Origin of the sequence: Mangrovimicrobium sediminis (assembly GCF_004745945.1) — a bacterium.
Lineage (GTDB): Bacteria > Pseudomonadota > Gammaproteobacteria > Pseudomonadales > Halieaceae > Mangrovimicrobium > Mangrovimicrobium sediminis.
This window is the reverse complement of sequence record NZ_SRLE01000005.1, coordinates 206,029-229,253: the sequence shown is the minus strand read 5'-3', so window position 1 is coordinate 229,253 and position 23,225 is coordinate 206,029. Positions and strand designations below refer to the sequence as shown.

The 23,225-nt window shown below is 65.0% G+C and carries 19 protein-coding genes and 2 tRNA genes; 10 read left to right on the top strand and 11 right to left on the bottom strand.

The window, feature by feature from the left end:
• Positions 1-291: 291 nt before the first annotated feature.
• Positions 292-4,068 (top strand): DUF11 domain-containing protein, encoded by a 3,777-nt coding sequence (locus E4634_RS05955; protein WP_135441794.1) that lies wholly within the window; start codon positions 292-294, stop codon positions 4,066-4,068.
• A 101-nt stretch (positions 4,069-4,169) separates the two neighbouring features.
• On the opposite strand, the gene E4634_RS05950 is transcribed toward E4634_RS05955, so the two are convergent.
• Entirely contained in the window at positions 4,170-6,320 is a 2,151-nt protein-coding gene (locus tag E4634_RS05950; protein WP_135441792.1) for a tetratricopeptide repeat protein, read from the bottom strand.
• Positions 6,321-6,724: 404 nt separating this feature from the next.
• On the opposite strand from E4634_RS05950, the gene E4634_RS05945 reads away from it, so the two are divergent.
• Positions 6,725-7,354 carry a hypothetical protein gene (locus E4634_RS05945; protein ID WP_135441790.1) on the top strand — a complete coding sequence of 210 codons (630 nt, stop codon included), beginning with the start codon at positions 6,725-6,727 and terminating at the stop codon, positions 7,352-7,354.
• 92 nt (positions 7,355-7,446) lie between these two features.
• Here E4634_RS05945 and E4634_RS05940 read toward each other — a convergent pair whose 3' ends face one another.
• Complete coding sequence (locus E4634_RS05940) at positions 7,447-8,241, bottom strand: helix-turn-helix transcriptional regulator (protein ID WP_135441788.1); 795 nt, start codon at positions 8,239-8,241, stop codon at positions 7,447-7,449.
• A 168-nt stretch (positions 8,242-8,409) separates the two neighbouring features.
• Here E4634_RS05940 and E4634_RS05935 point away from each other — a divergent pair, with 168 nt between their 5' ends.
• Positions 8,410-9,735 (top strand): amidohydrolase family protein, encoded by a 1,326-nt coding sequence (locus E4634_RS05935; RefSeq protein WP_135441786.1) that lies wholly within the window; start codon positions 8,410-8,412, stop codon positions 9,733-9,735.
• Between the two features lie 80 nt (positions 9,736-9,815).
• Here E4634_RS05935 and E4634_RS05930 read toward each other — a convergent pair whose 3' ends face one another.
• Complete coding sequence (locus E4634_RS05930; RefSeq protein ID WP_206046810.1) at positions 9,816-10,205, bottom strand: CBS domain-containing protein; 390 nt, start codon at positions 10,203-10,205, stop codon at positions 9,816-9,818.
• A gap of 211 nt (positions 10,206-10,416) precedes the next feature.
• Between E4634_RS05930 and E4634_RS05925 the strand changes: the two genes are divergently transcribed.
• Together E4634_RS05925 and E4634_RS05920 are read left to right on the top strand one after the other, a co-directional pair.
• Positions 10,417-11,109: an aspartate/glutamate racemase family protein gene (locus E4634_RS05925; protein WP_135441782.1), complete on the top strand. Its 693-nt coding sequence runs from the start codon at positions 10,417-10,419 to the stop codon at positions 11,107-11,109.
• A 147-nt stretch (positions 11,110-11,256) separates the two neighbouring features.
• Entirely contained in the window at positions 11,257-13,083 is a 1,827-nt protein-coding gene (locus tag E4634_RS05920; protein ID WP_135441780.1) for a DUF3604 domain-containing protein, read from the top strand.
• Positions 13,084-13,157: 74 nt separating this feature from the next.
• On the opposite strand, the gene E4634_RS05915 is transcribed toward E4634_RS05920, so the two are convergent.
• Positions 13,158-13,934 (bottom strand): class I SAM-dependent methyltransferase, encoded by a 777-nt coding sequence (locus E4634_RS05915; protein ID WP_135441778.1) that lies wholly within the window; start codon positions 13,932-13,934, stop codon positions 13,158-13,160.
• Between the two features lie 279 nt (positions 13,935-14,213).
• Between E4634_RS05915 and E4634_RS05910 the strand changes: the two genes are divergently transcribed.
• Positions 14,214-15,011 (top strand): c-type cytochrome, encoded by a 798-nt coding sequence (locus tag E4634_RS05910; protein WP_167854788.1) that lies wholly within the window; start codon positions 14,214-14,216, stop codon positions 15,009-15,011.
• Positions 15,012-15,092: 81 nt separating this feature from the next.
• Here the strand turns inward: E4634_RS05910 and E4634_RS05905 are convergent.
• Together E4634_RS05905 and E4634_RS05900 are read right to left on the bottom strand one after the other, a co-directional pair.
• Positions 15,093-15,169 (bottom strand) — tRNA-Asp (locus E4634_RS05905).
• A gap of 30 nt (positions 15,170-15,199) precedes the next feature.
• Positions 15,200-15,275, bottom strand: a tRNA-Val gene (locus E4634_RS05900).
• A 181-nt stretch (positions 15,276-15,456) separates the two neighbouring features.
• Here E4634_RS05900 and queD point away from each other — a divergent pair.
• Together queD and E4634_RS05890 are read left to right on the top strand one after the other, a co-directional pair.
• Positions 15,457-15,813 carry a 6-carboxytetrahydropterin synthase QueD gene (gene queD / locus E4634_RS05895; RefSeq protein WP_135441774.1) on the top strand — a complete coding sequence of 119 codons (357 nt, stop codon included), beginning with the start codon at positions 15,457-15,459 and terminating at the stop codon, positions 15,811-15,813.
• 491 nt (positions 15,814-16,304) lie between these two features.
• Entirely contained in the window at positions 16,305-16,919 is a 615-nt protein-coding gene (locus E4634_RS05890; RefSeq protein WP_135441772.1) for a LysE family translocator, read from the top strand.
• Positions 16,920-16,957: 38 nt separating this feature from the next.
• Here the strand turns inward: E4634_RS05890 and E4634_RS05885 are convergent, their stop codons facing one another.
• Both E4634_RS05885 and E4634_RS05880 read right to left on the bottom strand, forming a co-directional pair.
• Positions 16,958-17,287, bottom strand: a complete 330-nt coding sequence (locus E4634_RS05885) for a DUF3301 domain-containing protein (RefSeq protein ID WP_206046809.1) — start codon at positions 17,285-17,287, stop codon at positions 16,958-16,960.
• Positions 17,288-17,294: 7 nt separating this feature from the next.
• Entirely contained in the window at positions 17,295-18,098 is an 804-nt protein-coding gene (locus tag E4634_RS05880; protein WP_135441768.1) for an alpha/beta fold hydrolase, read from the bottom strand.
• A 29-nt stretch (positions 18,099-18,127) separates the two neighbouring features.
• Between E4634_RS05880 and E4634_RS05875 the strand changes: the two genes are divergently transcribed.
• Positions 18,128-18,913 carry a hypothetical protein gene (locus E4634_RS05875; protein WP_135441767.1) on the top strand — a complete coding sequence of 262 codons (786 nt, stop codon included), beginning with the start codon at positions 18,128-18,130 and terminating at the stop codon, positions 18,911-18,913.
• Positions 18,914-18,919: 6 nt separating this feature from the next.
• On the opposite strand, the gene E4634_RS05870 is transcribed toward E4634_RS05875, so the two are convergent.
• The 3 genes from E4634_RS05870 to glpK form a co-directional block, all read right to left on the bottom strand.
• Positions 18,920-19,477 carry a nitroreductase family protein gene (locus E4634_RS05870; protein WP_135441765.1) on the bottom strand — a complete coding sequence of 186 codons (558 nt, stop codon included), beginning with the start codon at positions 19,475-19,477 and terminating at the stop codon, positions 18,920-18,922.
• A gap of 136 nt (positions 19,478-19,613) precedes the next feature.
• Positions 19,614-19,799, bottom strand: coding sequence for a hypothetical protein (locus E4634_RS05865; RefSeq protein ID WP_135441763.1), 186 nt, complete (start codon positions 19,797-19,799; stop codon positions 19,614-19,616).
• A 1-nt stretch (position 19,800) separates the two neighbouring features.
• Complete coding sequence (gene glpK / locus E4634_RS05860) at positions 19,801-21,291, bottom strand: glycerol kinase GlpK (RefSeq protein WP_135441761.1); 1,491 nt, start codon at positions 21,289-21,291, stop codon at positions 19,801-19,803.
• A gap of 477 nt (positions 21,292-21,768) precedes the next feature.
• Between glpK and E4634_RS05855 the strand changes: the two genes are divergently transcribed.
• Positions 21,769-23,214 carry an energy transducer TonB family protein gene (locus E4634_RS05855; protein WP_167854787.1) on the top strand — a complete coding sequence of 482 codons (1,446 nt, stop codon included), beginning with the start codon at positions 21,769-21,771 and terminating at the stop codon, positions 23,212-23,214.
• Positions 23,215-23,225 lie beyond the last annotated feature (11 nt).

Sequence of the window (23,225 nt, the reverse complement as noted above, 5' to 3'; positions counted from 1 at the left end):
GACGAATTGATTTAGGCACAAAGGAGCCGCGCGCGCCGGCGTTCCCGCGCGGGCCGCGCACCGGATGCCTTGCGGGGCGGCAAAGAGGTGTCAGCGGAACTGCGGACACCCTGTGACAGATCACCCATCCAACTGATTTCAAACGTCTTTTCCTGTCCTATCCGGTGTCCGGAGCCGGTGTCAGAGATGTCTTATTGATGCTTGCCCTGCCCTGCGCTGTAGTCCGGGACAGCGCGATTCACGTGCTGCGACAGCTCGGCCACCAACGGCAAACACGGAGAGAGACGGACTATGGAAACGATAATCATCAAGCGGCTCGGCGTACTGCTGATGCTGTTGGCGCTACCAGCCTGCCGGCTGGTGGTCTCGGTAGACGAGGGCGGGGACATCGTGTCCCAGAGCGGCGAGAACGACTGCGGCGGCCCGCAATGCATCATCGAAGTGGACCCGTCGGGCTTCTCCGACGTGTTCACCGCGGTGGCCGAACCCGGCTACCGTTTCGATGGCTGGACCGGCATCTGTGACGATTTCACCACCGAGGTCTGCGAAATTGAGATCGGCAGGGCGCTGGCCTCCCAGGACCGCGACGCCCGTTTCGGCGCGCTGTTCGTGCTCGACGGCACACCCACCCCGGGACAACTCGACATGGTCATCGCCAGCCCCGAGATCGCCGGGGCCGGCGACCGCCTGCTGCACCAGATCACAGTGGGCAATGGCACCGACCAGGTGGTAAACGCGGTCACGGTGAGCTACCTGGTGCCCACCGGCATGACTTTCGACGATGGCGTGAATGTCGCGCCCAACCCCCAGAACTTCTGCTCCAGTTCCACCTGTAACCCGGGCGAGACCGTACTGTGGAATCTCGGCGACCTGGCACCGGGCGAGTCCGTCACCATCGCCGTGGATGCGCTGCTCTCCGGCGGCCTGGTCGCCGGCGACAGCGTGGACCTGGACATCGCCCTGGCCACGGACGACCCGGGAGAGGCGCTCTCGCGCAACCGCTCCATCGGCATCGTCGCCGATTCGGGACCGCGCGCGGCGATCAGCTTTGACAAGGATCCGATCTTGCCCGGTGAGACAGTCACCCTCGAGGTGCAGGCGAGCAACGGCGCCAACCAGAGCATCTCCAACGCCGAGCTGCTGGCCGTCCTGCCGGCAGGGCTTGCAGTGCTCACCGCCAGCGACAGCGGTGTGATCAGCGGCAACCAGGTCAGCTGGCCATTGGGCGACCTGGTCGAGGGCGCCGGCCAACGGCGCACGCTCACCGCCCAGGCCCAGGGTACACTGGCTCCGGGCAGCATCCTGCTGGCCCAGGCGAAGCTGCAGCAAACAGTGGGCGGCAACACGACCACCGTCAGCAGCGCGCAGCACGCTGCGACGCTGCAAGCCCAGGCGTCGCCGCTGGCCCTGGCCATAGCGACCACCGCCGACCCGCTACGGCCGGGCGGCCGCGTGCGCTACGAGCTGACCGTGGCCAACACCGCACTGGTGCAGGCCGATGACATCGCCCTGCAGGTACGGGTACCGGTGGGACTGAGTTTCGACGACGGCACCAACGTACAGCCGGACTTGACCTACGCCTGCTCCAGCTCCACCTGCAACACCGCCGAGGAAGCCCAGTGGGACCTGGGAACCCTGGTGCCCGGTGAAACCCGCACTTTCACCATCGATGCACTGGTGTCTTCAGGCCTGGACGGCGGTGAACTGATCCCGCTGCCCGTGCGCCTGGTCAGTTCGGACCTCGCCGACACCACCGCTGTCTACGAGACCCAGCGCGTGCATGCCGATAGCGGCACTCACCTGGCGATCAGCGCAGACCGCGACCCGGTGATACCCGGTGACAGCTATACCCTGCGCGTGGACGTCGGCAACGCCGGCAACTCCAGCGTCGAGCTGGCGCAGTTGCTGGTGGAACTGCCCGACGGCGTCAGCGTGGAGGAAGCCAGCGGCGGCGCGATTATCACCGCCGACAGCGTGAGCTGGGACCTGGGCGATGTGATCGAGGGCGCCGGCGTCGCCCGCGAGATCACCATATCCGTGCCCTTCGATACCGCGCCGGGTACCCCGCTGCTGGCGCGCGCATCATTGCGCGACAACCGGCTGAACGCGCCGGAGAGGCTCGCGGAACACGTGGCCACGGTACAGGCGAGCGCCTCACCGCTCGCCCTGGCCATAGCCGCTACCCCGGACCCCGTGCTGCCTGCGGGCCGGCTGCGCTACGAGGTGACCGTCGCCAACACCTCGCCGGTGCAGGCTGACGATATCGTCCTGCAGCTGCGGGTTCCCGCGGGGCTGAGCTTCGATGACGGCGTGAACGTCGAACCCAACCTGAGCTACGCATGCAGCAGTTCCACCTGTAATCCCACCGAGGAGGCTCGCTGGGACCTGGGGACCCTGGCGGCCGGCGAGACGCGCAGCTTCTCCATCGACGCCCTGGTGTCCTCCGCTCTGACCGGCGGCGAGCTAATCCCCATGCCGCTGCGCCTGACCACTTCGGACCTGGACGACACCACGGCGATCTCCCCCAGCCTGCATGTCTACGCCAGTACCGGCGCGCAGCTGAACGTCACCGCGGACCACGACCCGGTGGTGCCGGGCGACCAGTACACCCTGAGCGTGAACCTGGGCAACGCCGGCAACAGCAGCCTCCAGGACGCCGTGCTGGAGGTAGACCTGCCCGCCGGCGTGGCGGTCGTCACGGCAAGTCCCGGGGCGAGCGTCGGCGCCGACATGGTGAGCTGGAACCTCGGCGATGTGCTCGAGGATACCGGCCTGCTGCGTACGCTGACCCTGTCCGTGGACGGCGACGCCACCCCCGGCCAGCCGCTGCTGGCGCGGGCCCGCCTCACCCGCAGCGGCTTCGGTACCCCGGTAACGCTGGCCGAGCACGTGACCACGGTACAGGCGCAGGCCTCACCGCTGGTGTTCGCCCTCGCCGCCAGCGCCGACCCGGTACTGCCCGGCGGCCGTGTGCGCTACGAGCTGACTGTTGGCAATACCTCGCCGGTACAGGCCGACGACATCGTGGTGCAACTGCGCGTTCCCGTGGGCCTGAGTTTCGACGATGGCATCAACGTGGAGCCGAACCTGTCCTACGCCTGCTCCAGTTCCACCTGCAATACCGCCGAAGAGGCACGCTGGGACCTGGGCACGCTGGCGGCGGGCGAGTCGCGCACCCTGTCGGTCGACGCCCTGGTCTCGAGCGCCCTGGACGGCGGCGAACTGATCCCGGTGCCGCTGCGCCTGACCAGTTCGGACCTGGACGACACCACCTTGCTGACCAAGACCGCGCTGGTGGCCGCCGCGCCGGGTATCCAGATGAGCGCCAGCGCACAGCGCGACCCGCTCGCCCCGGGCGAGTTCTACAGCGTGGTCATCGACCTCGGCAATGTCTCGGCCCAGACCGCGGACAACGCCGAACTGCGCCTGGCGCTGCCGCCGGCGGCCGATTTCATTGGCGCCAGCGACGGCGGTGCACTGGTCGGCGACGACGTGGTGTGGGATATGGGCGACCTGCTCGAGGGTGCGACCCGCTCACGCACCGCGAACCTGCGCGTGGCGCCCGGCACCGTGGGTGGGCAGGCGTTGCTGACCAGCGCCAGCCTGACCCGGGACGGCTTCGGCGAACCGGTCACGCGCGCACAGCACACCGCCACCGTGCAGGACGCCGCCATTCCCCTGGGCCTGGCCATGTCGGCCAGCCCCGGCCAGGTCGTCCCGGGCGGACGGGTGTTGTACACCTTCACCGTCAGCAACACCTCGGCGATACAGGCGGACGATGTCTGGCTGCAATTCCGGGTACCGGTGGGACTGTCCTTCGACGACGCCAACGACGTAGATCCCAACCTGACCTTCGCCTGCAGCAGTTCCACCTGTAACACCGGCGAGGAGGCTTTCTGGTCGCTGGGCACGCTGGCGGCGGGTCAGTCGGTGGTGGTCACCGTGGACGCGCTGGTGAGCGGCAGCCTGGCCGAGGGCAGCATCATCGCGGTACCGATGCGCCTGACCAGTTCGGACCTGCCGGACACCTCGGCGGTGACCATCGACGTCGAGGTGGTGGCGCCCTGACAACGCGCCCAACTACCCACCCCGAAAACGCCGGCCTCGTGCCGGCGTTTTTTTTGCGTGCGCCCCTCAGACGGGACAACAGGAAGGCGCTGGGAAAAGAATCAGGGCGCGGCGCCGCCGGAAAGCACCTGTTGGCCCGGCGGCAGCTGTTCCAGCATGGCCACGAAGCGCTGCCGGTCCGGGTGGTGCAGGTACACCGGGCAGCGGTCGATCGCGCGCTGCCAGTGCCACTGCGCGGTTTCGTACTGGCGCAGCAGGGTTGCGGCCTGTGCGTACCAGGAGTGCCCGACAACCCCCAGGCTCTCGGGACTGGCCAGCGCCAGCTCCGCCTCGACCTTCTCGCGCACCGTCTCCACGCCGTCGCCGCCGAGCTCCGCCAGGCGTGCGAGGTACACCGCGCGCGCAGCGTGGTCGACGACGTTCATGATCTGCTCCGCCTCGTCCCGGCGCAGGATGTCCAGCGCGGTCTCGTAGTGGGCACGCGCGGACGCCTCGTCGCCCGACAGGCGATAGGCGTCCCCCAGGGAGGCGAATACCTGGTGGATTTGCGGCTGGTGCTCGGGACTCAGCATCTTCAGGGACTTGTCGATGAGTGCGATCTCCCCGGCAAAGTCGCCCTCGAAGTGATGCAGCCGGCCCAGCATCTCCGGCGCCGTATGGCTGGCCGGGTGAACTTCCTCCAGCGTCTGGTAGGCCGAGCGCGCGGTCGCCAGGTCGCCCTGGCACATGGCGAAGGTACCCAGGTTGGCAAGCGCCACCTCGCTGGGGTGCAGTGCCACGGCGCGCTTGAGTTCGCTCATCGCCAGCACGATGTCGCCGCTGTAGAAGCCGAGTGTCCCGAGCCAGAAATGCGCGATCCAGTTGTCCGGCTCCAGCGCGATAGCCTTGCGCAGCTGGTCCATGGCCAGGTCCAGGTTGTGGGGGTTGCCCTCGCGCTGGTAGGACGCGTACTCCACTTCGGCGGCGGCCAGGTGCAGGTCCAGCGAGCCGGGACTGGCGGCCAGCGCCGGGGCGAGCAGCTTGCGCGCCTGCACATGGTGACCATCGCGCGAAGTCACCGTGGCCTGTGCCGCCACCACGAACGGGTGCGCCGGCAACGCTGCCTGCGCTAGGGCACAGGCGGCGGAAGCCTCGTCGATGTAACTGCGCGCATCGTCCACCCAGTACAGGTAGGCCAGGGTCATGCAGTTGGCGGCGCGCGCCAGGGCGAAATCCGGGTCGCGCTGCACCGCGGACTGCAGCAGGCCGCTGGCCGCGAGCAGGCTGGACATCGAGCTGCTCTGCACGTCGTCGAGTATCGCGCGCGCTTTCACGTAGGCATCGACGGCGGTGAAATGCGCGCTGCCGTAGCCCGCCCCTGCATCCGTGGGCTGGCCGGTGAGGAACCCCTCGAGGCGGCGGGCAAAGCGTCCGGCGAGGGGCTGCGCGGCACCGGGCATGCCGCTGGTGACGATCGCCTCGGTCCACACCCGGTTGACCGACTGCCGGCTGGCGACGATCAGCGAGACCTCCAGGTAACGGCCGCGCGCGCCGGAGGCCAGGCGCACCACCGCGTCCGCATCGTATTTCAGCACCACGTCGGCGAGGAACTCGCCATCGTAGGTTTCCAGTTCGGCGCTGACGTCGATCCAGGCGGGCAGCGCACGCTGCAGGCGGGCGGCGAACTCCGCGTCGGCCGCGCGCAGCTCTGTGCCAACCACCAGCACCACGCGCCGCGGTGCGGCCTGCTGCACCGGCGCCGCGCCGGCCGCGGGCGGCTCCAGTGCGTCGGGAACGGGGGGCGCGGACTGCGGAATGCCAAGATACGCGCCGCCCGCGATGGCCACGACTGCTGCGGCCACCGCCAGCGCGGCGCGGCGGCGCAGGGAAGAACGTGACGCCGACGCCGCGGGCGGTGTCGCCGTATCCGGTGGTCCGGCTGCGTCGCTGTCGCCGTCAGTCGTAGCCGTAATTCTTTCCCTAGCCGGCGACGCGTTGGCGCCACCCTCCTCCACTGCAAGCTCACGCGGCAGCGGCTCCGACGCATCCAACAGGGTCACCAGCTCCGCCCCCAGCGCCCGGGCGATACACTTCGCCGTATCCAGGTCCACGAAGTTGCCGGTCTCCGCCCGGCGCAAGGCGCGGTACGGTGTCTCCGCATTGCGGTACTTGTGCGGGAACAGCTCCTGCATCTCCTGGGCGATACGTGTCTTGGTACGCCAGGGCGCCATGGCGGCGGCGAGGGCTGCGGAGGAAAACTTGACGCTGGCCAAAATGAGGTCCGTTCATTTCGCGGAAATTTCGGTGGCGTCGGGCATTGCTCTGTCCGCAGTCAGCCACCACGGCAGCACCCGAGTATAGGAAGTCACGGTTAAGGGGTCTATTTCAGGGCGATAGCCCTATCGGATACTCCTCACGCGCCGGCGACGCTCGCCGCGAGTCGCAAGGCCATGCCTGTGCAGGCGGGGACTGGCTTCGGGGAGGCGACGGGAATGCGGGAGCCGCGGCCAAGGTGTCGCTCCCTCGCCTGGCCGTCCCGGCCTGCCCGAGTGTTTTTGCGCCGCATTTCCCCACGACACTACCGCCGCCAGCAGCGTGGACAGCAATCCCGTCTTCGCGTAAATTACACGCGTCTTTTCAATAACTTATTCTCATCAGGGGAACCAGGGGAAACCATATGAACCGTCTTTTTGCAGGCGTTCTTTTCGCAGCTATTTCCAGCCAGGCGATGGCCGCACAGGTCACCATCGATTTCGAGTCCGATGCCATCGGCAGCATTGCCAACGGCTCGAGTAGTGTCGATGCCCCGGACGTGACCTTCACTGATACCAGTGGCAGCGACCTGTTCATCGACGATTACGGGGTCCAGAGCGATGGCCAGGCCCTCCTCGTTGACGACGATGACCCAAGTGCTTTGCAAATCGACTTTGCCTCGCCGACGGACTTTCTCTCCATCGATTTCGGCAACGACGACGCCTGTTGTTCAGACGCCGGGGATGTGGCACTGCTCACCCTGACCCTGGGCGGCAGCCCGGTCGACCAGGTTTCCGTTGTTTTGAACCGGGACGACCTGATGAACCAGACCATCAGCTATTCCGGCGAATTGTTCGACCGCGCGGTCTTCGTCTACGCCGACCCGGGGTTCAATCCCATCGACCTGATCGAGATTGTCGACAACATCATCTACGAGGATGCCCCGGCCGCTGCCGCAGGCCCGGCGGAACCGGTACCGGCGCTGCCCCTGTGGGGCCTGGCCGCATTGGCCTCCCTGATCGGCTGGGCGGGGTCGCGCAAACTGCGCAGCTAAGCCTGTCGCGGATCGATAAAAACCCGGCCCAGGCCGGGTTTTTTATAGCCCGTCGCGAGCGACTCGCATCGCGCGCAGCAGGTGCGAGAGCCTCAGCCCGCCAGCACGTGGTTGCGGTAGTTCGAGGGCGTCTCGCGCATCAGCGCCTTGAACGCCTTGGTGAAGGCCGACTGGCTCTTGTAGCCGACCAGCATGGCAATCTCGAGGATCGGCACGGAGGTGTCTTCCAGCAGTTCGACGGCCCTGAACAGGCGGCAGCGCAGGCGGTACTCCTCCCAGGTCATGCCCATTTTGGCGCTGAACTTGCGGCGCAGGGTGCGCGATGACATGCCCACGGCCTGGCACACGTCCTCCAGCGTCACACTGGACAGGTGTTCCACCGTATAGGCCATGATGCGCGTGATGCGCGGGTCGTCGCACACCGGCAGCACCAGCTCCGCACGCTCTGCCAGCCAGTCCTTGCACAGCAGGGCGAAGGTGATGAAGAAGGACGTACCGGCGGCATCCGTGTAGCCCTCGAGAATCGGCCAGCGCATGGATTCCAGGATCATCTCGCGCATCAGCGGCGGCACGCGGATGATGCGAATGCGGTCCGAGTCGGTCTCGCTGTCGGTTCCGGGCAGGCCCTCGCGCAGGAACAGCGAGCCGGAGCCGCCGCCCTTGAGCCAGGTGCGGTGCTCAATGCCCCTGGGAATCCACACCCCGAACTGGTGCGGCACGAGGTGTCGGCCCTCCGCGTCCTCCACCTCGATACTGCCTTCGAAGGCATACTGCAGCTGGTGCATGTCGTGGACGTGCCAACCGGTGTCCAGCTCCAGCCCGGTGCTGAGGTGGGAGCCGCCGACGAGGTCGAGTCCGGATTGATCCAGGGAGACAAGGTTTTGCATATGGAAGCAGTTTTGGCCGCTGAGGAACAAATTATGACCTTTGTGCGCCAGACTGCCAACCCACTCCCCCGTAGACTTGCCCACTCGACCGGGTGATACCGCCTCCAATGCCACGCGCGACACCCAGGCCGACCGGACAACAAAAATCACTCAGCGAGGAGTAACGGCATGCAGATGAACGATATGGTGATCGTCAGCGTAGACGACCACATCGTGGAACCCCCGGACCTGTTCAAGGGCCACCTGACCGGGGACGCCCTGGCCAGCGCGCCACAGTTCCACACCACCGAAGCCAACACCAACCACTGGACCTACCAGGGCAAGACCATGGCCAGCGCCGGTCTCAACGCCGTGGTCGGCCGGGTACCCGAGGAATACGGCATGGAGCCGCAATCCCTGGCGCAGATGCGCAGGGGCTGCTGGGACCCGAAGGCCCGCCTCGACGACATGAACGTGAGCGGCGTCGCCGCCTCCATGAACTTCGGCAGCATCGGCGGCTTCGACGGCAGCGCCTGTTTCCACTGCGCGCCGGACAAGGACATGGCGCTAACCCACCTGCGCGCCTACAACGACTGGCACATCCACGAGTGGTGCGCCACAGACCCCAGCCGCTTCATCCCGCTGGCAATCCTGCCCACCTGGGACATGGACGCCACCGTCGCCGAGATCAAGCGCGTCGCGGACCTCGGTTGCCACGCGGTCTCCCTGACCGAGAACCCCACCAAGATCGACCTGCCCAGCGTGCACAGCGACTACTGGGAACCCATGTGGAAGGCGCTGGTGGACAACGACGTCACCACCTGCCTGCACATCGGCTCCGGCAACCCGACGCCGATCGCCTCCATGGACACGCCGATCGAGGCCTGGATCACCACCATGCCCATGTCCATCGCCGTCGGCGCCTCCGACTGGCTGCAACTGGAAGCGCTGCTGAAATACCCGGAGCTGCGGATTTTCCTCTCCGAGAGCGGTATCGGCTGGGTGCCCTACTTCATGGAGCGCGCGGACTACGCCCACTCGCGGCACAAGGCCTGGACCAACTCCGGCTACGGCGGCCTGAAGCCCAGCGACGTGTTCAAGCGCCACTTCATGACCTGCTTCGTCGACGACGCCTTCGGCCTGCAGAGCCTCAAGCACGTGGGCGAGGACATGGTCGCCTTCGAGACCGACTACCCGCACTCCGACGCGCTGTGGCCCGACGTTCCCGAGCACCTGTACAAGACCCTGGACTGCCTCACCGACGAGCAGATCGACAAGATCACCCACGGCAACGCCTGCCGCTGGCTGCGTCACGACCTGTTCAAGACGTACAAGCGCGAAGACCTGAGCGTGGGCACCCTGCGTGAGAAGGCCAAGGCAACGGGCGTGGACACCACGCCGATCTCCACCGGCGGCAACGCGCCGCTGGCCGAGGGCGAAGCCAAGCGTCGCGTCACCTCCGGCGACATCATGAAGATGATGATGAAGCGCCAGGAAGAGGCAACCGAGGCGTGATCCAACCCGGGGGGCACCGGTTGCCGGTGCCCCCTCCTCTCCTTTTTACTTCCGGGTACTGTCCCCCCGCGCGACTAACCTCACGCCTTCTTGCTCAGCTCCTGCAACCTGTCATCGAGCATTCTCAACATCTGGCGGCGACTGACCACGCCGAGGACCTTCCCCTGCGCATCCACCACCGGGTAGATCTTGGGCTTGGCGTCCAGCATCTGGCGGGCCAGGGTGAGCACGTCGTCGGTCACTGCAACCGTGAGCACATCCGTGCGCATCAGGTCCTTCACCGTGGCCACCCGCTGGTTGTAGTACATCACCTGCAGGGCCGCCTGCAGGCATTCGTGCTCGCTGATCCAGCCCAGCAGGGTGCCCGTGTCGTCAGTCACCGGGCTGCCCAGTAGCTCGTGTTTGATCAGGTAGCTGGACGCCTCGACCACGGGCATGTCCGGTGTAATCTTCGCGAAACGTTTGATCATGAGTCCTTCAATTGAGCCGGAATCCATCGTGCAATCCTCGTTTTAGATTCTGTTGAAACGCGCGGGCTGGGCCACCGGGAAATTCATGCTGGAAGCGTGCCAGAAATGCGGGCCGCAGCGCACACGAAGCATTCAGGCACGTTGCGCGCTGGCGCCGATATTCACTGCCTCTTACACTTCGCACGACAGCACTGGCAGATGAGACGCATCGATGAAAACCATTGGGCTTATCGGTGGCATGAGTTGGGAGAGCACACTCAGCTACTACCGGATCATCAATGAGGGCGTGAAGGCCGCCCTGGGCGGACTGCATTCGGCGACGATCGTGCTGTACAGCGTCGATTTCGACAGCATCCAGCAACTCCAGAAAGCCGGGGACTGGGCTGCCGCCACGCAGGCCCTGGCCGACGCAGCACGCAAGGTGGAAGCTGCCGGCGCCGACTGCCTGCTGATCTGCACAAATACGATGCACCGCGTGGCGGACGAGCTTCAAGGCGCCATCGGCATTCCGTTGCTGCACATCGCTGACGCCACGGCGGAGGTCATCGTGCAGGCGAATATGAAGAGCGTAGCCCTGCTGGGCACGGCGTTCACCATGGAGCAGGACTTCTACAGGGGTCGCCTGGCCCAGAGATTCGGCATCGAGGTGCTCATACCCGAGGCTGACGACAGGAGGGTAGTGCACCGGATCATCTACGAGGAATTGTGCGTGGGCAAATTCCTTCCCGAGTCGAAGCAGGCATACTTGCGCATCATCCAGTCACTCGGGGATCAGGGCGCAGAGGCGGTGATTCTGGGGTGTACCGAAATCGGGCTGCTTATCACTCAGGCCGACACGACTATCGAACTGCTCGATACCACGCGAATTCACGCTGACCAGGCGGTTCGTCTCGCACTATCCTGATCCAGCCGACCGCTTCAGGGCTTGCGGACATGGCGCCCCGACCGTGTAGAGACGGACCGCACACCCGCCTGACCTCATCTATACTTACGCCACGCTACGTACACCGCCACCCCAGACAAATGGTGACAACCGGTACGAGGTGATGCCATGGGCAATACGTTGAGACACACGGTTCTGCTGGCGTTGGTATTCGCCACTCATGCGCAGGCCCAGTCCGGGCCAACTGAAAACCCGCTGAAAGACGCCTACTTCGGCAACCTCCACGTGCACACCGGTTGGTCCTTCGACGGCTACATCAACGGCTCGATCACCGGCCCCGACGATGCCTATCGCTGGGCCAAGGGCGAGGCCATCCCCGGCGGCGGCGACGGCACACCCCTGCAGATCAAGGTGCCGCTGGACTGGTACATCGTCTCCGATCACGCGGAATACCTCGGCGCCCTGCCGTTGATGGCCGACCCCGACAGCCCGGTGAGCAAGCATCCCCTCGCCGCGGACGTGACCGGTGACGATCCCGCAAAATCCTTCGCCGCCTACGGCACTATCAGCGACGGCATGTACAGCAGCCCGCCCGATGTTGACCCGATCCTCGGCGACCCGGAACTCGCCAAAAGTATCTGGAGCAAGGTCGTGAAGATTGCCGACAGCCACTACGAACCCGGCAAGTTCACCACCATGGCGGGCTACGAATGGACCTCCGCCCCGGACTGGCGCAACATCCACAGAATCGTCATTTTTCGCGATTCAGCGAAAGTCCCGGAGGCGCCATTCTCCGCGCTGGACTCCAACCGGCCCGAAGACCTCTGGCGCTGGATGGACCAGCAGCGCGCGGCGGGCAACGACCTGCTCGCCGTCCCGCACAACGGTAACGCCAGCGACGGCATCATGTTCCCCATCGAGCGTTCCTACGGCGGCAGCACGCTGAACGCGGAGTACGCCGCGGCGCGCATGCGCAACGAACCCGTCTTCGAGCTCACCCAGATCAAGGGGACCTCCGAGACGCACCCGACCCTGTTCCCGAATGACGAGTTCGGCAATTTCGAGCTCTGGGACTACACCCTCGCCCCCACGGCCACGCCGCCCGAGCACAAGCGCGGCGGCTACGCGCGCGAGGCGATCATCCGCGGCCTGAAGCTGCAAAGCGAGGGCAATGGCAACCCCTTCAAATACGGGTTCATCGGCGACTCCGACACCCACAATTCGGCCTCGACCGTCGAGGAGGACAACTACTCCGGCAAGTTCGGCTTCGAGAACGATCCGAAACACCGCCTGCAGGGCCCCCCCGGCACACCACCCGAGGCCGCGCGCCAGGTGCGCCAGTTCAGCTCTGGCGGCCTCGCTGGCGTGTGGGCCACGTCCAACACCCGCGACGGCATCTTCGAGGCCATAAAGCGCAAGGAAACCTTCGCCACTTCGGGGCCACGACTCAAAGTGAGGTTGTTTGCCGGATTCGACCTCGGCGTCGCCTCACTGGGTGCGGACAAGAATCTGCAACAGGCCTACAAGGAAGGCGTGCCCATGGGCGGTGACCTGGCCACGGCTCCCAAAGGCAAGGCACCGACCTTCGCCGTGCACGCCGTGAAGGAAGTCGATGGCGCCAACCTCGACCGCATCCAGATGATCAAGGGCTGGATCGACAAGGATGGCGAACAGCGGTCGAGGATTTACGACATCGCCCTGTCAGATGGGCGCAAGCCCGGCCCGGACGGAAAGATCCCGCCGGTGGGTAACACGGTGAAGGAGTCCGACGCCACCTATACCAATGCTATCGGCGACACCCAGTTGTACACCACCTGGACCGACCCCGACTTCGACGCGTCCCTGCCCGCGGTGTACTACGCCCGCGTGCTGCAAATACCGACGCCGCGCTGGTCCACCTACGATGCGGTGCGCCACGGCCTGAAGCGGCCTACGGACGTGCCTGTGAGCATACAGGAGCGCGCCTGGACGTCGCCGGTGTGGTACACCCCCTAGCCGCCGGGTCGCTTATCAATTCTCGATATTCACGCGCAGGAGGCTGACACCCAGCCTTCCTGCGCCCGGCTTGTTCAGCCGCCTGCCTTCGCCACCCAGGCCCGCGTCAGGTAGGTCGTCTCGATCTCGGGCAGGCCCTGGATGCGACCTTCCACATAGCGCATGAACTCCGAAAAAATGCGCTCGCCGGCCTGGGCGCGCACATCGTTCACTGACCACCAAACACCGAGATACTGTTCCTGGCTCTGGCGCACGACATGCCGGCCCTCCAGGTACACCACGTCCGAAAATCCCGGATGCCCGGCCAATTTGTCGAACAAGGTCTCGGTGAATTCCGCGCGGCCCGAGGAGACGCGCTGGATAAACGGCGCCATCTCGTAGAGTGTGTTTTCGATCTCGACCAGCAGGGGATTTGCCTCGATCAACCTGGGGTTCCACAGGGCGCAGAACAGACCGCCCGGCCTGAGGATGCGCAGGAACTCCCGGGTACCCGCGTCGAAGTCCACCCAGTGAAAGGACGATGCCATACTGACGACATCGCAGCAGTGATCGGGCAGCCCGGTCTGCTCCCCGCTTCCGCTGCGCCACTGGATGGGTAACCCCTGCGAATCGGCCTTGCCGAAGCGGCGCATGTCGTCATTCGGTTCGATGGCGATGATCGAACGCGGGCTGTGTGCGGCGAGCATACGCGTCCAGATGCCTGTACCCGCGCCCACATCGACAACATCGACTGACGACCAGGGTTTTTCAATGAGACCCTGAAGCGCCGGTATCAGCAGGGGCGCGTAGGCCGGCCTGTAGCGGGAGTAGTTTTGTGCGAGTCCGGTGAAGTCGCCTGCTGGCTTGGTCATGGTCGGTGTGCCTCCTGCATCTGGTCCGTGTCGGCATCCAATGCCGCTATTGCGCCAATAAGTAATAGCAGACTAAATCACCTATGGAGCACAAATGCGTGTCTAGTCATCCATCAGGACGCTGTGCGCCGTGAGACAAGCCCAATCTCCAACTCATACGCTGCTACTAGTGCAGTCGGGCTATCGACTTGGGCGTCCGGAAATTCCACTCTCTTCTGACTGGTGGAAATCAGCCGACCTCGACCAGCAGACGCACGATTTGCTTCAAGCAAAATGCATGTGGCAGGCGCGCTGTTGCTGCACACCTTTAAGCACCACGGTGGTGAGGAGAGACTTTTAAATTTAGTCATCGGACACATTGCTCGTCAGCTTGCTGTCGGACGCTACATACACAAGAGGCCTCCAATGAAAAACGTTCAGGCATTCGCTTCTCACGAGAAACGCGCCATTGCGCTGTTCGGCAAGCGCGCCGCCAAAGCAGCCACTCTACTCGCCTCCATTTTCATGCTCGCATCCTGCAAGCTGATCATGGTGCCCGGCACCAACGGAACAGTGGTGTCCGCATCGGGCACAAGAGACTGCCCTGCCACAAGTTGCGTGTTTGATGCTTCCGAAGGTCTTGAAGAAACATTTACCGCGATCCCGAACGCGGGCTACGTATTCTCCAACTGGACCGGCTGGGGCGCTTGCGAGGAAACGCCAAGTGCCACCTGCGATGTGGTTTTGCGGCCGCTGCCAGAACAGTTACAGGCATTCGAACGCGACATCGAACTGACCGCACATTTTGTCGAGGCTACAGAACCCGATCCGGAGATACTCGAACTGTACAGTGCAACTTGTTCGGTATGTCACGACACCGGCGTAGCCGGCTCACCGCGATTGGGGGTGTACAGTGACTGGGAGGCACGCATCGCAAAGGGAATTGAAGTCCTGTACGCCAATACCATCAACGGCTTCAATGCAATGCCGCCCATGGGACTTTGCCTTACGTGCACCGACCAGCAATTGAAGGACCTGGTGGATTACATGGTTCTTGAGGCCCTGGAAAATGCGGAGCGCCAGGTAAACGCACCCTAGTTAAAGGGAAGTCGTAAAGAGGAGGCTTGAGTCTTAATCATTAAGTGCAACCTATGTGTTCGGTATGCACCCAAGGGGAAATGGCGGACCGGACGGGACTCGAACCCGCGACCTCCGGCGTGACAGGCCGGCATTCTAACCAACTGAACTACCGGTCCTAATCGGTAGGTTTTTCCTCGTTTCGGTAGTGGTGGGTGATGACGGGATCGAACCGCCGACCCTCTGCTTGTAAGGCAGATGCTCTCCCAGCTGAGCTAATCACCCCCGAACCGAGACCGCGCATTATAGAGATTTGCCCGGTGCTGTCAAACCTTCCCGCAAAAAAACTTTTGCAATTTCCCGTCGCTGAAAACGCCTTGATTTTAGTAGTAAAATCCGCGTCTTTCGGCGGGCGCGCCAGGCCTTGGCAGGCGCCCGCCTCCACCCTGTAAAGGCGAGGCCGGCGATGGAAATCTACAAGGACTTTCACTTCGAGGCAGCGCACCGGTTGCCCAACGTGCCGGAGGGTCACAAGTGCGCCCGCCTGCACGGCCATTCATTTCACGTGCGGCTCACGGTGGCCGGCGAGGCGGCCGAACCCAGCGGTTGGGTGATGGACTTCGCCGACATCAAGGCCGCCTTCAAGCCGCTGCTGGAACAACTGGACCACTACTACCTGAACGACATTCCCGGGCTGGAAAACCCCACCAGCGAGAACGTCGCGCGTTGGATCTGGGAGCGCCTCATCCCCGCGCTTCCCGGCCTCAGTGCGGTAGAAATCCGCGAGACCTGCACCAGTGGTTGCGTCTATCGCGGGGTGTAAATTTTCCTGACAAAATTCGGTAACACTGCGACAAAATACTTGACGATAACAGCGGTGCTACAAATACAGTGTTTCCAGGAATTTGTATTACAAAGTGTATGCACATGGCGTCACTAACTGTTTCCCAAAATGCGAAAAAGTTACCCTGCGTAGCAGTTCCCCAAATGTTATACACACGGGAATATTGGTCACAAAAGATTCACGGGGTTAGCTCAAGAAGCCACCCTATGGCATGAACAAACAGCAATAACGTATTGTTTTTTATAGATTAATCACTTTTGATTGATTTTTAATCAATCCGTAACAAACACCCCTACACGGGGCTTTGCGGGCCGGTTAAACAATTTACCCACTGAGTTATCCACAGATTCTGTGGAAAAGAGCGACATGACCGCCTGTTACGCAATGCCCAGGCGGAATTGGGGACTGAAGTTTGAGGAAACGGCTACCCCGCTTCGACATACCTATCGGCGGGCTGTAAGGAAACTTTAATGGAAATTGCGCAGTGGCTGGTCCTGCTCGGCGTGTGCACCCTGGGGGCGATGTCGCCGGGGCCGAGCCTGGCAGTTGTAACCAGCCACACCCTGGCGGGGGGACGCAGCCACGGTGTCGCCGCGGCGCTAGCCCACGGCAGCGGGGTTGCCCTCTACGCTGCACTCACCGTGCTGGGCCTGACCGCGGCCCTGACCGCACGGCCCGGGCTGTTTCTCGTCGTGCAGTGGATAGGCGCTGCCTACCTCGCCTATCTCGGCTGCCGCCTGCTGCTGGCACGTGCTGCCACGGGCGAGGCAGACACGGATACCGCGCCCACTGCGCGCTCACCAGTGCGCGAGGGTTTCCTGGTCGCCTTCCTCAATCCCAAGCTGGCGATCTTCATGCTGGCAGTTTTCTCGCAGTTTCTCAGCGAAGGGGCGGGGCTGGCGCAGAAGGCGGTAATGGTCGCCACCGCCGGTGCGGTGGATGGCTTGTGGTACACCTTGGTGGCGCTCGGCCTGTCGCACCCGCGCCTGCAACATCGCCTGCGGCGGCAGGCCGCGCTCATCGACCGACTGTTCGGCCTGGCCCTGCTGGCGCTGGCCGTCGCCCTACTCTGGCGCACCGCCTGAAGCGGCCGGCAACGTCGCCCCGCGGTGCAAGCGGTTTGCTAGTGCAATACCCGCGGGCGCTCACTCACCACCACGGAGACCAGGCGCTTGCCGAGCATGATCACATGCCCCTGGCGGCGCTCCACGCCGTCCAGGCTGTAGTCGAAGCGGTACTGGCGCCACACCCGCCACTGGCCGTTGCGGTCGCGGCTGAGTGACACACGCTGTAACTGCACCGCCTGGTCCAGCAACTGGAAACCGTCGCGCTGGCTGGCGGCATTGACGTGTTGCAGGGCCAGCTCGCGCACGCGAATCGCCGCGAACAAATACAGGCAGACGCCACCGAACAGGAACACCGCCAGGACTTCGCCAAGACTGAAATACACCATCGACTCCTTAACTCAGCGCCTGGCCGGCGGCCACGTGGGTGTCGAGGAAGCGCCCGACGATACGGTTGAACTGCGCCGGCTGCTCGGCGTGCAGCCAGTGCCCGCAGCCGGGCATGACTTTCATCTGCGCCGCGGGAAACAGCGCCGTCACCTGTTCGCGGTGCTGCGGCAGGATGTAATTCGATTCGCCGCCCTTGACGAACAATACCGGGCCGGCGAAGGGTTCGCCCTCGGGTGCCGAGCGCAGGCCGTCGTAGCCGCGGTGCAGTTCGCGCAGGTTGAAGCGCCAGCCGTAGCCGCCTTCCGCTTTGCGCTCCAGGCTCATGAGCAGGAACTGGATGACGCCCTCCTCCTGTAGATGCTCGCCCATCACTTTCGCAGCGGCGGCGCGCGAGTCGACCGCGGCGTCCTCCACCGCTTCCAGCGCGGCGAAAATACTGTCGTGACCGCCACCGGGGTAGGTCACCGGCGCGATATCCGCGGCCACCAGCGCGCTCACGACCTCCGGTTCATTCAGCGCCAGTTGCATGGCCACCTTGCCGCCCAGCGAATGGCCGACAAAGGCGGCGCGGGCCAGCCCCTGTTCGTCGAGCCAGGCGCGCAGCAGGTTCGCCATGTGCGGGACGCCGGGGTCGTCCACCCAGCTGGAGCGACCGTGGTTGGGCAGGTCGATGCTGTACACGGTGTAGCGGTCGGCGAGGTCGCGGCCCAGCGCGCCGAGGTTGCCGGCGGAGCCGAACAGGCCGTGGATCAGCACCACGGGCGGCCCTGCGCCGGTGGTGCTGTGCCAGATTCCAGATTTTGCTACCATGCGTTCCTCATTTATTACTGGGCCCCAGCATGCGCGATTCAACTATCGCCGGGTTCAAAGGCCTGTGCCTGCTCGCCCTCGGCGTGCTGCTCAGTGCCTGCGCCGGCACCCCCGATTACAACCCGACCACTTTCCCCTACGAGCTGGACCAGGGAAAACTGGCGGCAAATAGTATCAGGACCGTGGTTATCCCTCACGTCAACCTCGGCCCGCCCTCGCGCAACTACCTGGAAGACGAGGCACCGCGCATCGACGGCTATGTGAGCGCCTACCTGAAGGAAAACGGCTACAAGGTGATCGCCCAGCGCGAGTTCGAACAACGCTGGAACACCGCGGTGCGCGCCTACGGCAACCCCGTGGACCCGACCACCGGGCGCACCAACATGAAGTCCTTCTCGCTCATCATGCAGGACGTGCGCGATGGCCTGGTCAAGGACTTCAACCTCGACGCCTTCGTGTTTACCGACCTGCTGGAACTGGAAGCGCCCTTCTCCGGCGGTCTCAAGCACGTCGCACGCTGGGACGGGGTAACCCGCAAGCCCGCGGTGCAGGGCCCGGGCAACAGCATCTCCGCGGACTTCGACTGGAACGCGGTGGCCGCGGTGGCCTCGCTGCAGGTGGCAATCTTCAACACCGACCTCGAGCGCGTGTTCTTCAGCCGCGGCGGTCTCGATGCCACCGACGCCATCGACACCCGCACCGAGCGCTACGCGCGCCGGCGCACGCTGCTGGAAAACAAGGATAATATCAAGGAAGGCATCGGCATCGCGCTGCACCCGTTCATCGAGTACGAAGACTGGCCGGGCAACCCCTGATCGCCCTCACCATTCCGCTACATACTGATCCACCGCGAGGCGGGGCAGCGCCCGGCAGTCCCCCTCGCGCGTACCCAGGTAGAGGAAACCGATGATCTCCTCGTTGGCCGCCAGCCCCAGCGCGTTCATCACCGTGCGATCGAAAGCCACTTCGCCGGTGCGCCAGATACCCGCATAACCGCTCGCCTCCGCCGCCAGCAACAACCCATAGGTGGCGCAGCCCGCCGCCAGGCGCTGCTCGATCGGCGGCACCTTGGGGTGTTCGCTGATGGACGCGATAGCGACCACCAGCAGCGGTGCGCGCAGGGGCGCATTGGCGGCCTTGTCCTGCGCCGCGCTGTCCGCAGCGGGGTCGCGCACTAGCAGCGCCTCGCGAAACCGCTGCCCCAGTTCCACCCGGCGCTCGCCGCGCACGCACAGGAAACGCCAGGGCCGCAGTCGCGCGTGGTCCGGTGCGCGCATCGCCGCGGCGAACATCGGCTCGAGCTCTTCCGCGCTCGGCGCCGGTTCGGCCAGGCGCGCGCAGGAAGCGCGCTGCAGCAGGAAATTCAGTTCTTCGTTCATAGTTTTCTCGGTGGGCCCTGGTCTGTCGGTCGGCCCTGCTCCTGCAGTGGGCTTGCCGCCTCAGCGGGCTGTTGCTGTTTCAATGGACTATTTCTATCGGCTAGTGCAATGAGCTCGTTCAACAGGATGGGCGCCCTCAGTGGGCTTTCACCCGGGTCTTGCCGCATCGGCTGCAGCGATAGACCGTCACCAGTTTGCCTTCCTTCACATCGAACTGCTTGGCCTTGTCCACTTCCCACTTGTGGTGGCCGTGACGGCACAGGGTATTGCCCTTGTGCTTGTCCTTCGCCGAAGGGCGACGGAAAGGCAGGATGTCGGCCATCTCAGAGCAGCGTCCGCTTGACCGCGTCATTCCAGGCGGAGAGCCGCTTGCGCCGCGCCGCCGTGCTCATCTGCACGGCGAACTCGCGCTCCACCGACCAGATCTCGCGAATCTCCTTCTGGCTCTGCCACAGGCCGACGCCGAGCCCGGCCAGGTAACAGGCGCCGGCCACGGTGGTCTCGATCATGCTCGGGCGGATCAGCTTGCGCCCCAGCACATCGGCCTGGATCTGCATCAGCAGGTTGTTGGCCGCGGCGCCGCCATCCACGCGCAGCGGCTTCATGCGCTTGCCCAGTTCCTCTTCCATCGCGCGCAGGATGTCCGCGTTCTGCAGGGCCATGGCGTCGAGGGTGGCGCGGGCCAGGTGGCCGCGATGCGAACCGCGGGTCAGGCCGGTGATCGTGCCGCGCGCCTCCGGGGCCCAGTGCGGCGCGCCCAGCCCGGTCAGCGCGGGCACGAACTCAACCCCGCCGCTGTCTTCCACGCTGGCGGCCAGCGCCTCGATCTCCGTCGCCTTGCGGATAATGCCGAGTCCGTCGCGCAACCACTGCACCGCGGCGCCGCACACGAACGCGCCGCCCTCCAGGGCGTACACCGGCTTGCTGCGCTCACCCAGTTGCCAGGCCACGGTGCTGAGCAGGCCGGCACTGGAGCGCACCACCTCGGCGCCGGTATTCATGACGATGAACGAGCCGGTGCCGAAGGTGCACTTGGCTTCGCCGCGGCCGAAGCAGGCCTGGCCGAACAGGGCCGCCTGCTGGTCGCCGGCGACACCGGCAATGGGAATGCCATCGGGCAGGCCGGGAACGCCGCGGGTGTGGCCGAGTATGCCGCTGGAGGGCACGATGCGCGGCAGGATGTCGGCGGGCACCTCAAAGATATCCAGCAGGCGGTGATCCCAGCCCCCCTCCTCCAGATTCATCAGGGAAGTGCGCGAGGCGTTGGAAATATCCGTCACATGGGCAGCGCCCGCGGTCAGCTGCCAGATGAGATAGCTGTCGATGGTACCGGCGGCGAGGCGCCCGTCCTTCAGCCGGCCGCGAATACCCGGCGTATTGCGCAGCAGCCAGCGGTATTTGCTGGCGGAGAAGTACGGGTCCAGCACCAGGCCGGAGCGGCGGCGAATGGTTTTTTCATGTCCGGCGCCGCGCAGGGTCTCGCAGAAGTCGGTGGTGCGCCGGCACTGCCAGACGATGGCATTGTTCACCGCCTCGCTGCTGTCGCGGTCCCACAGCACAGCGGTCTCACGTTGGTTGGTAATGCCGATGGCGACGATCTCGCGCGGCTTGCATACGCCCTTGCGCAGCACCGCGCGAATGCCCTTGAGCACGGAAGCCCAGATCTCTGCGGGACGGTGCTCCACCCAGCCCGGGTGCGGGTAGATTTGCGGGAATTCGTAGTTGACGCTGGCGCACAGCCTGCCACCCGCGTCCATCAGTGCGACGGTGCTGCCGGTGGTGCCCTGGTCGATCGCCAGGATGTACTCCGCCATGGTTGGGCTCCTTGCGTTGGGCTGGCAGCGCACTGCCAGCGTTGTGCTCGTTGCCCGGCGCCCTGTGCCGGGCACTGCCAGCGATATCCGGCCACAAACTCTATGCCTGGACGTCGCTCCTGCGCGTACCCGGTCGCGCCGCGCCCCGCAAAGGTTACGGCATCGCCGCCCCGGACGCCAAGGCTTTGCAGCGCCCAGGCCCCGGTGGCGGACAAACCAATACGTCAATTCGCGCCGGAAAACTCCGAAAATGTGAACTGAATCGTTGCTGCATCACGGACCCCGCTCTACTATCCGTTAATGGCACCGGCAACCCGGACGCCCCCGCCAATAATTCGAACGATTCAGTTGATCGCATATTCGCCGCTTACGGACACGCCTGGCGCGTCCCTGGCGGGCGAGGCTTTGCGGTATTGGCGGGCAATTACTCACGTTCAGCTCAGATGCAGCTGCCAGCGGTATGGGACATACAGCACAATGACATTAAAGGGCAAGATTCTCCGGGCACTCTTCCTGGCCCTGATCCCTCTTTCACTCTCACTGCCGACAGCCGCCGAAGACGACAGCCTGGCGGGACTGGCCATCCATATCGACACCGCGCGGGATATCTACATCGCCGGCCTATACACCGGCGACGGCGCCACCGGCCCGGACCTCGCGTCACTGGCACCGCCGGTGACCCTCGAGTACCGACTGGCCATTCGCCGGCTGAGCGCGCGCGGGTTTTTCGGCACCTTGCTGCTGCAGGCGGAACTGGGCGCCGGCGCCCGTGCACCGGACGCGGTCGTGGATTCGCTGGCACGCATGCGCAACGCAATGCAGGGTTTCCTGGTCCAGGGCGACAGCTTCACCGCCCGCCTGAACGTGGACGGCAGCACGGTTTACAGCCTGGATGGCACCGAGCTGCTGAGCGCGGCAGATGCCGCGACGTTTGAATTCCTCGCCCAGGGCTGGCTTGGCGACAACGCCTCGACCCTGTTGCGCGACCCCCTGCTCGCCGGCGACATCGACCCGGCATTGCGCGAGCGCTACGAGGCCCTGCAGCCGCCCGCCGGGCGCGAGGCAGAGGTTGCGGGCTGGGCTGCGCCGTCGGCCGCCCCGGCAACCACAGCCGTGGCCGCCGCCAAACCCGTCGAGAAAAAGTCGGCACCGCAGCCCCCTGCAGAAAAGGCAAAACCGAAAGCTGCTCCTCCTGCAGCTTCTGACAGCGCGGTGACAGCGGCTGCCAAAGCGCCGGATGTCCCCGCGCAAAAGGCAGATGTTGCAGCGCCAGCGCCGGCGAAGGCCGAAGCCGAACCGGTCGAGCAGGTCGCGGTCGCGGTCGCCGAAACACAGGACACGCCGAACGCGCCAGAACAAGAAGAGGCTGCGCCGGCACCGGTCGCGCAGGCGCCGGAACCGACAGCCGCGAAAGAAAATGCCGTGGCGCAGGCGCAAGCCCGAGACACCAAAGCCAGTGCGCCCGAGGTCGACGACACCCCGGCGGCCAGCCCGGCGGTGGCAGACGCGCAACCGGCGGAGTCGCCAGCCGCTGAGACAGCCGCTACCGCAGCGCAGACCGTTGCAACCGCGGACGCCGCCTCAGGCGCCGTCGACGACCGCGAATACCAGCTCAGCCTGCAACGCTACATGCGCCAGACCCTGGGCAGCGTGTTCCGCGAACTGCAGTACCCGAGCCGCGCTCGTCAGCGCGGCCTGCAGGGGCAGGTCGAGGTGCTGGCAAAGGTACGCGCGAGCGGGGAACTGCTGGAAGTGCAGATCGGCACATCCTCGACAATCCGGGCGCTGGACAGCGCGGCGGTGCGCGCGGTGGAGAAGGCGGCGCCGTTCCCGGCGCTCGACGCAGTGGCGCGCGAGGAGTTCGGCGGTGAACCCGGCGACGCTTACCTGATCCCGATTCCGGTCACGTTCCGCCTCAACTGAGCCTGGCGCAA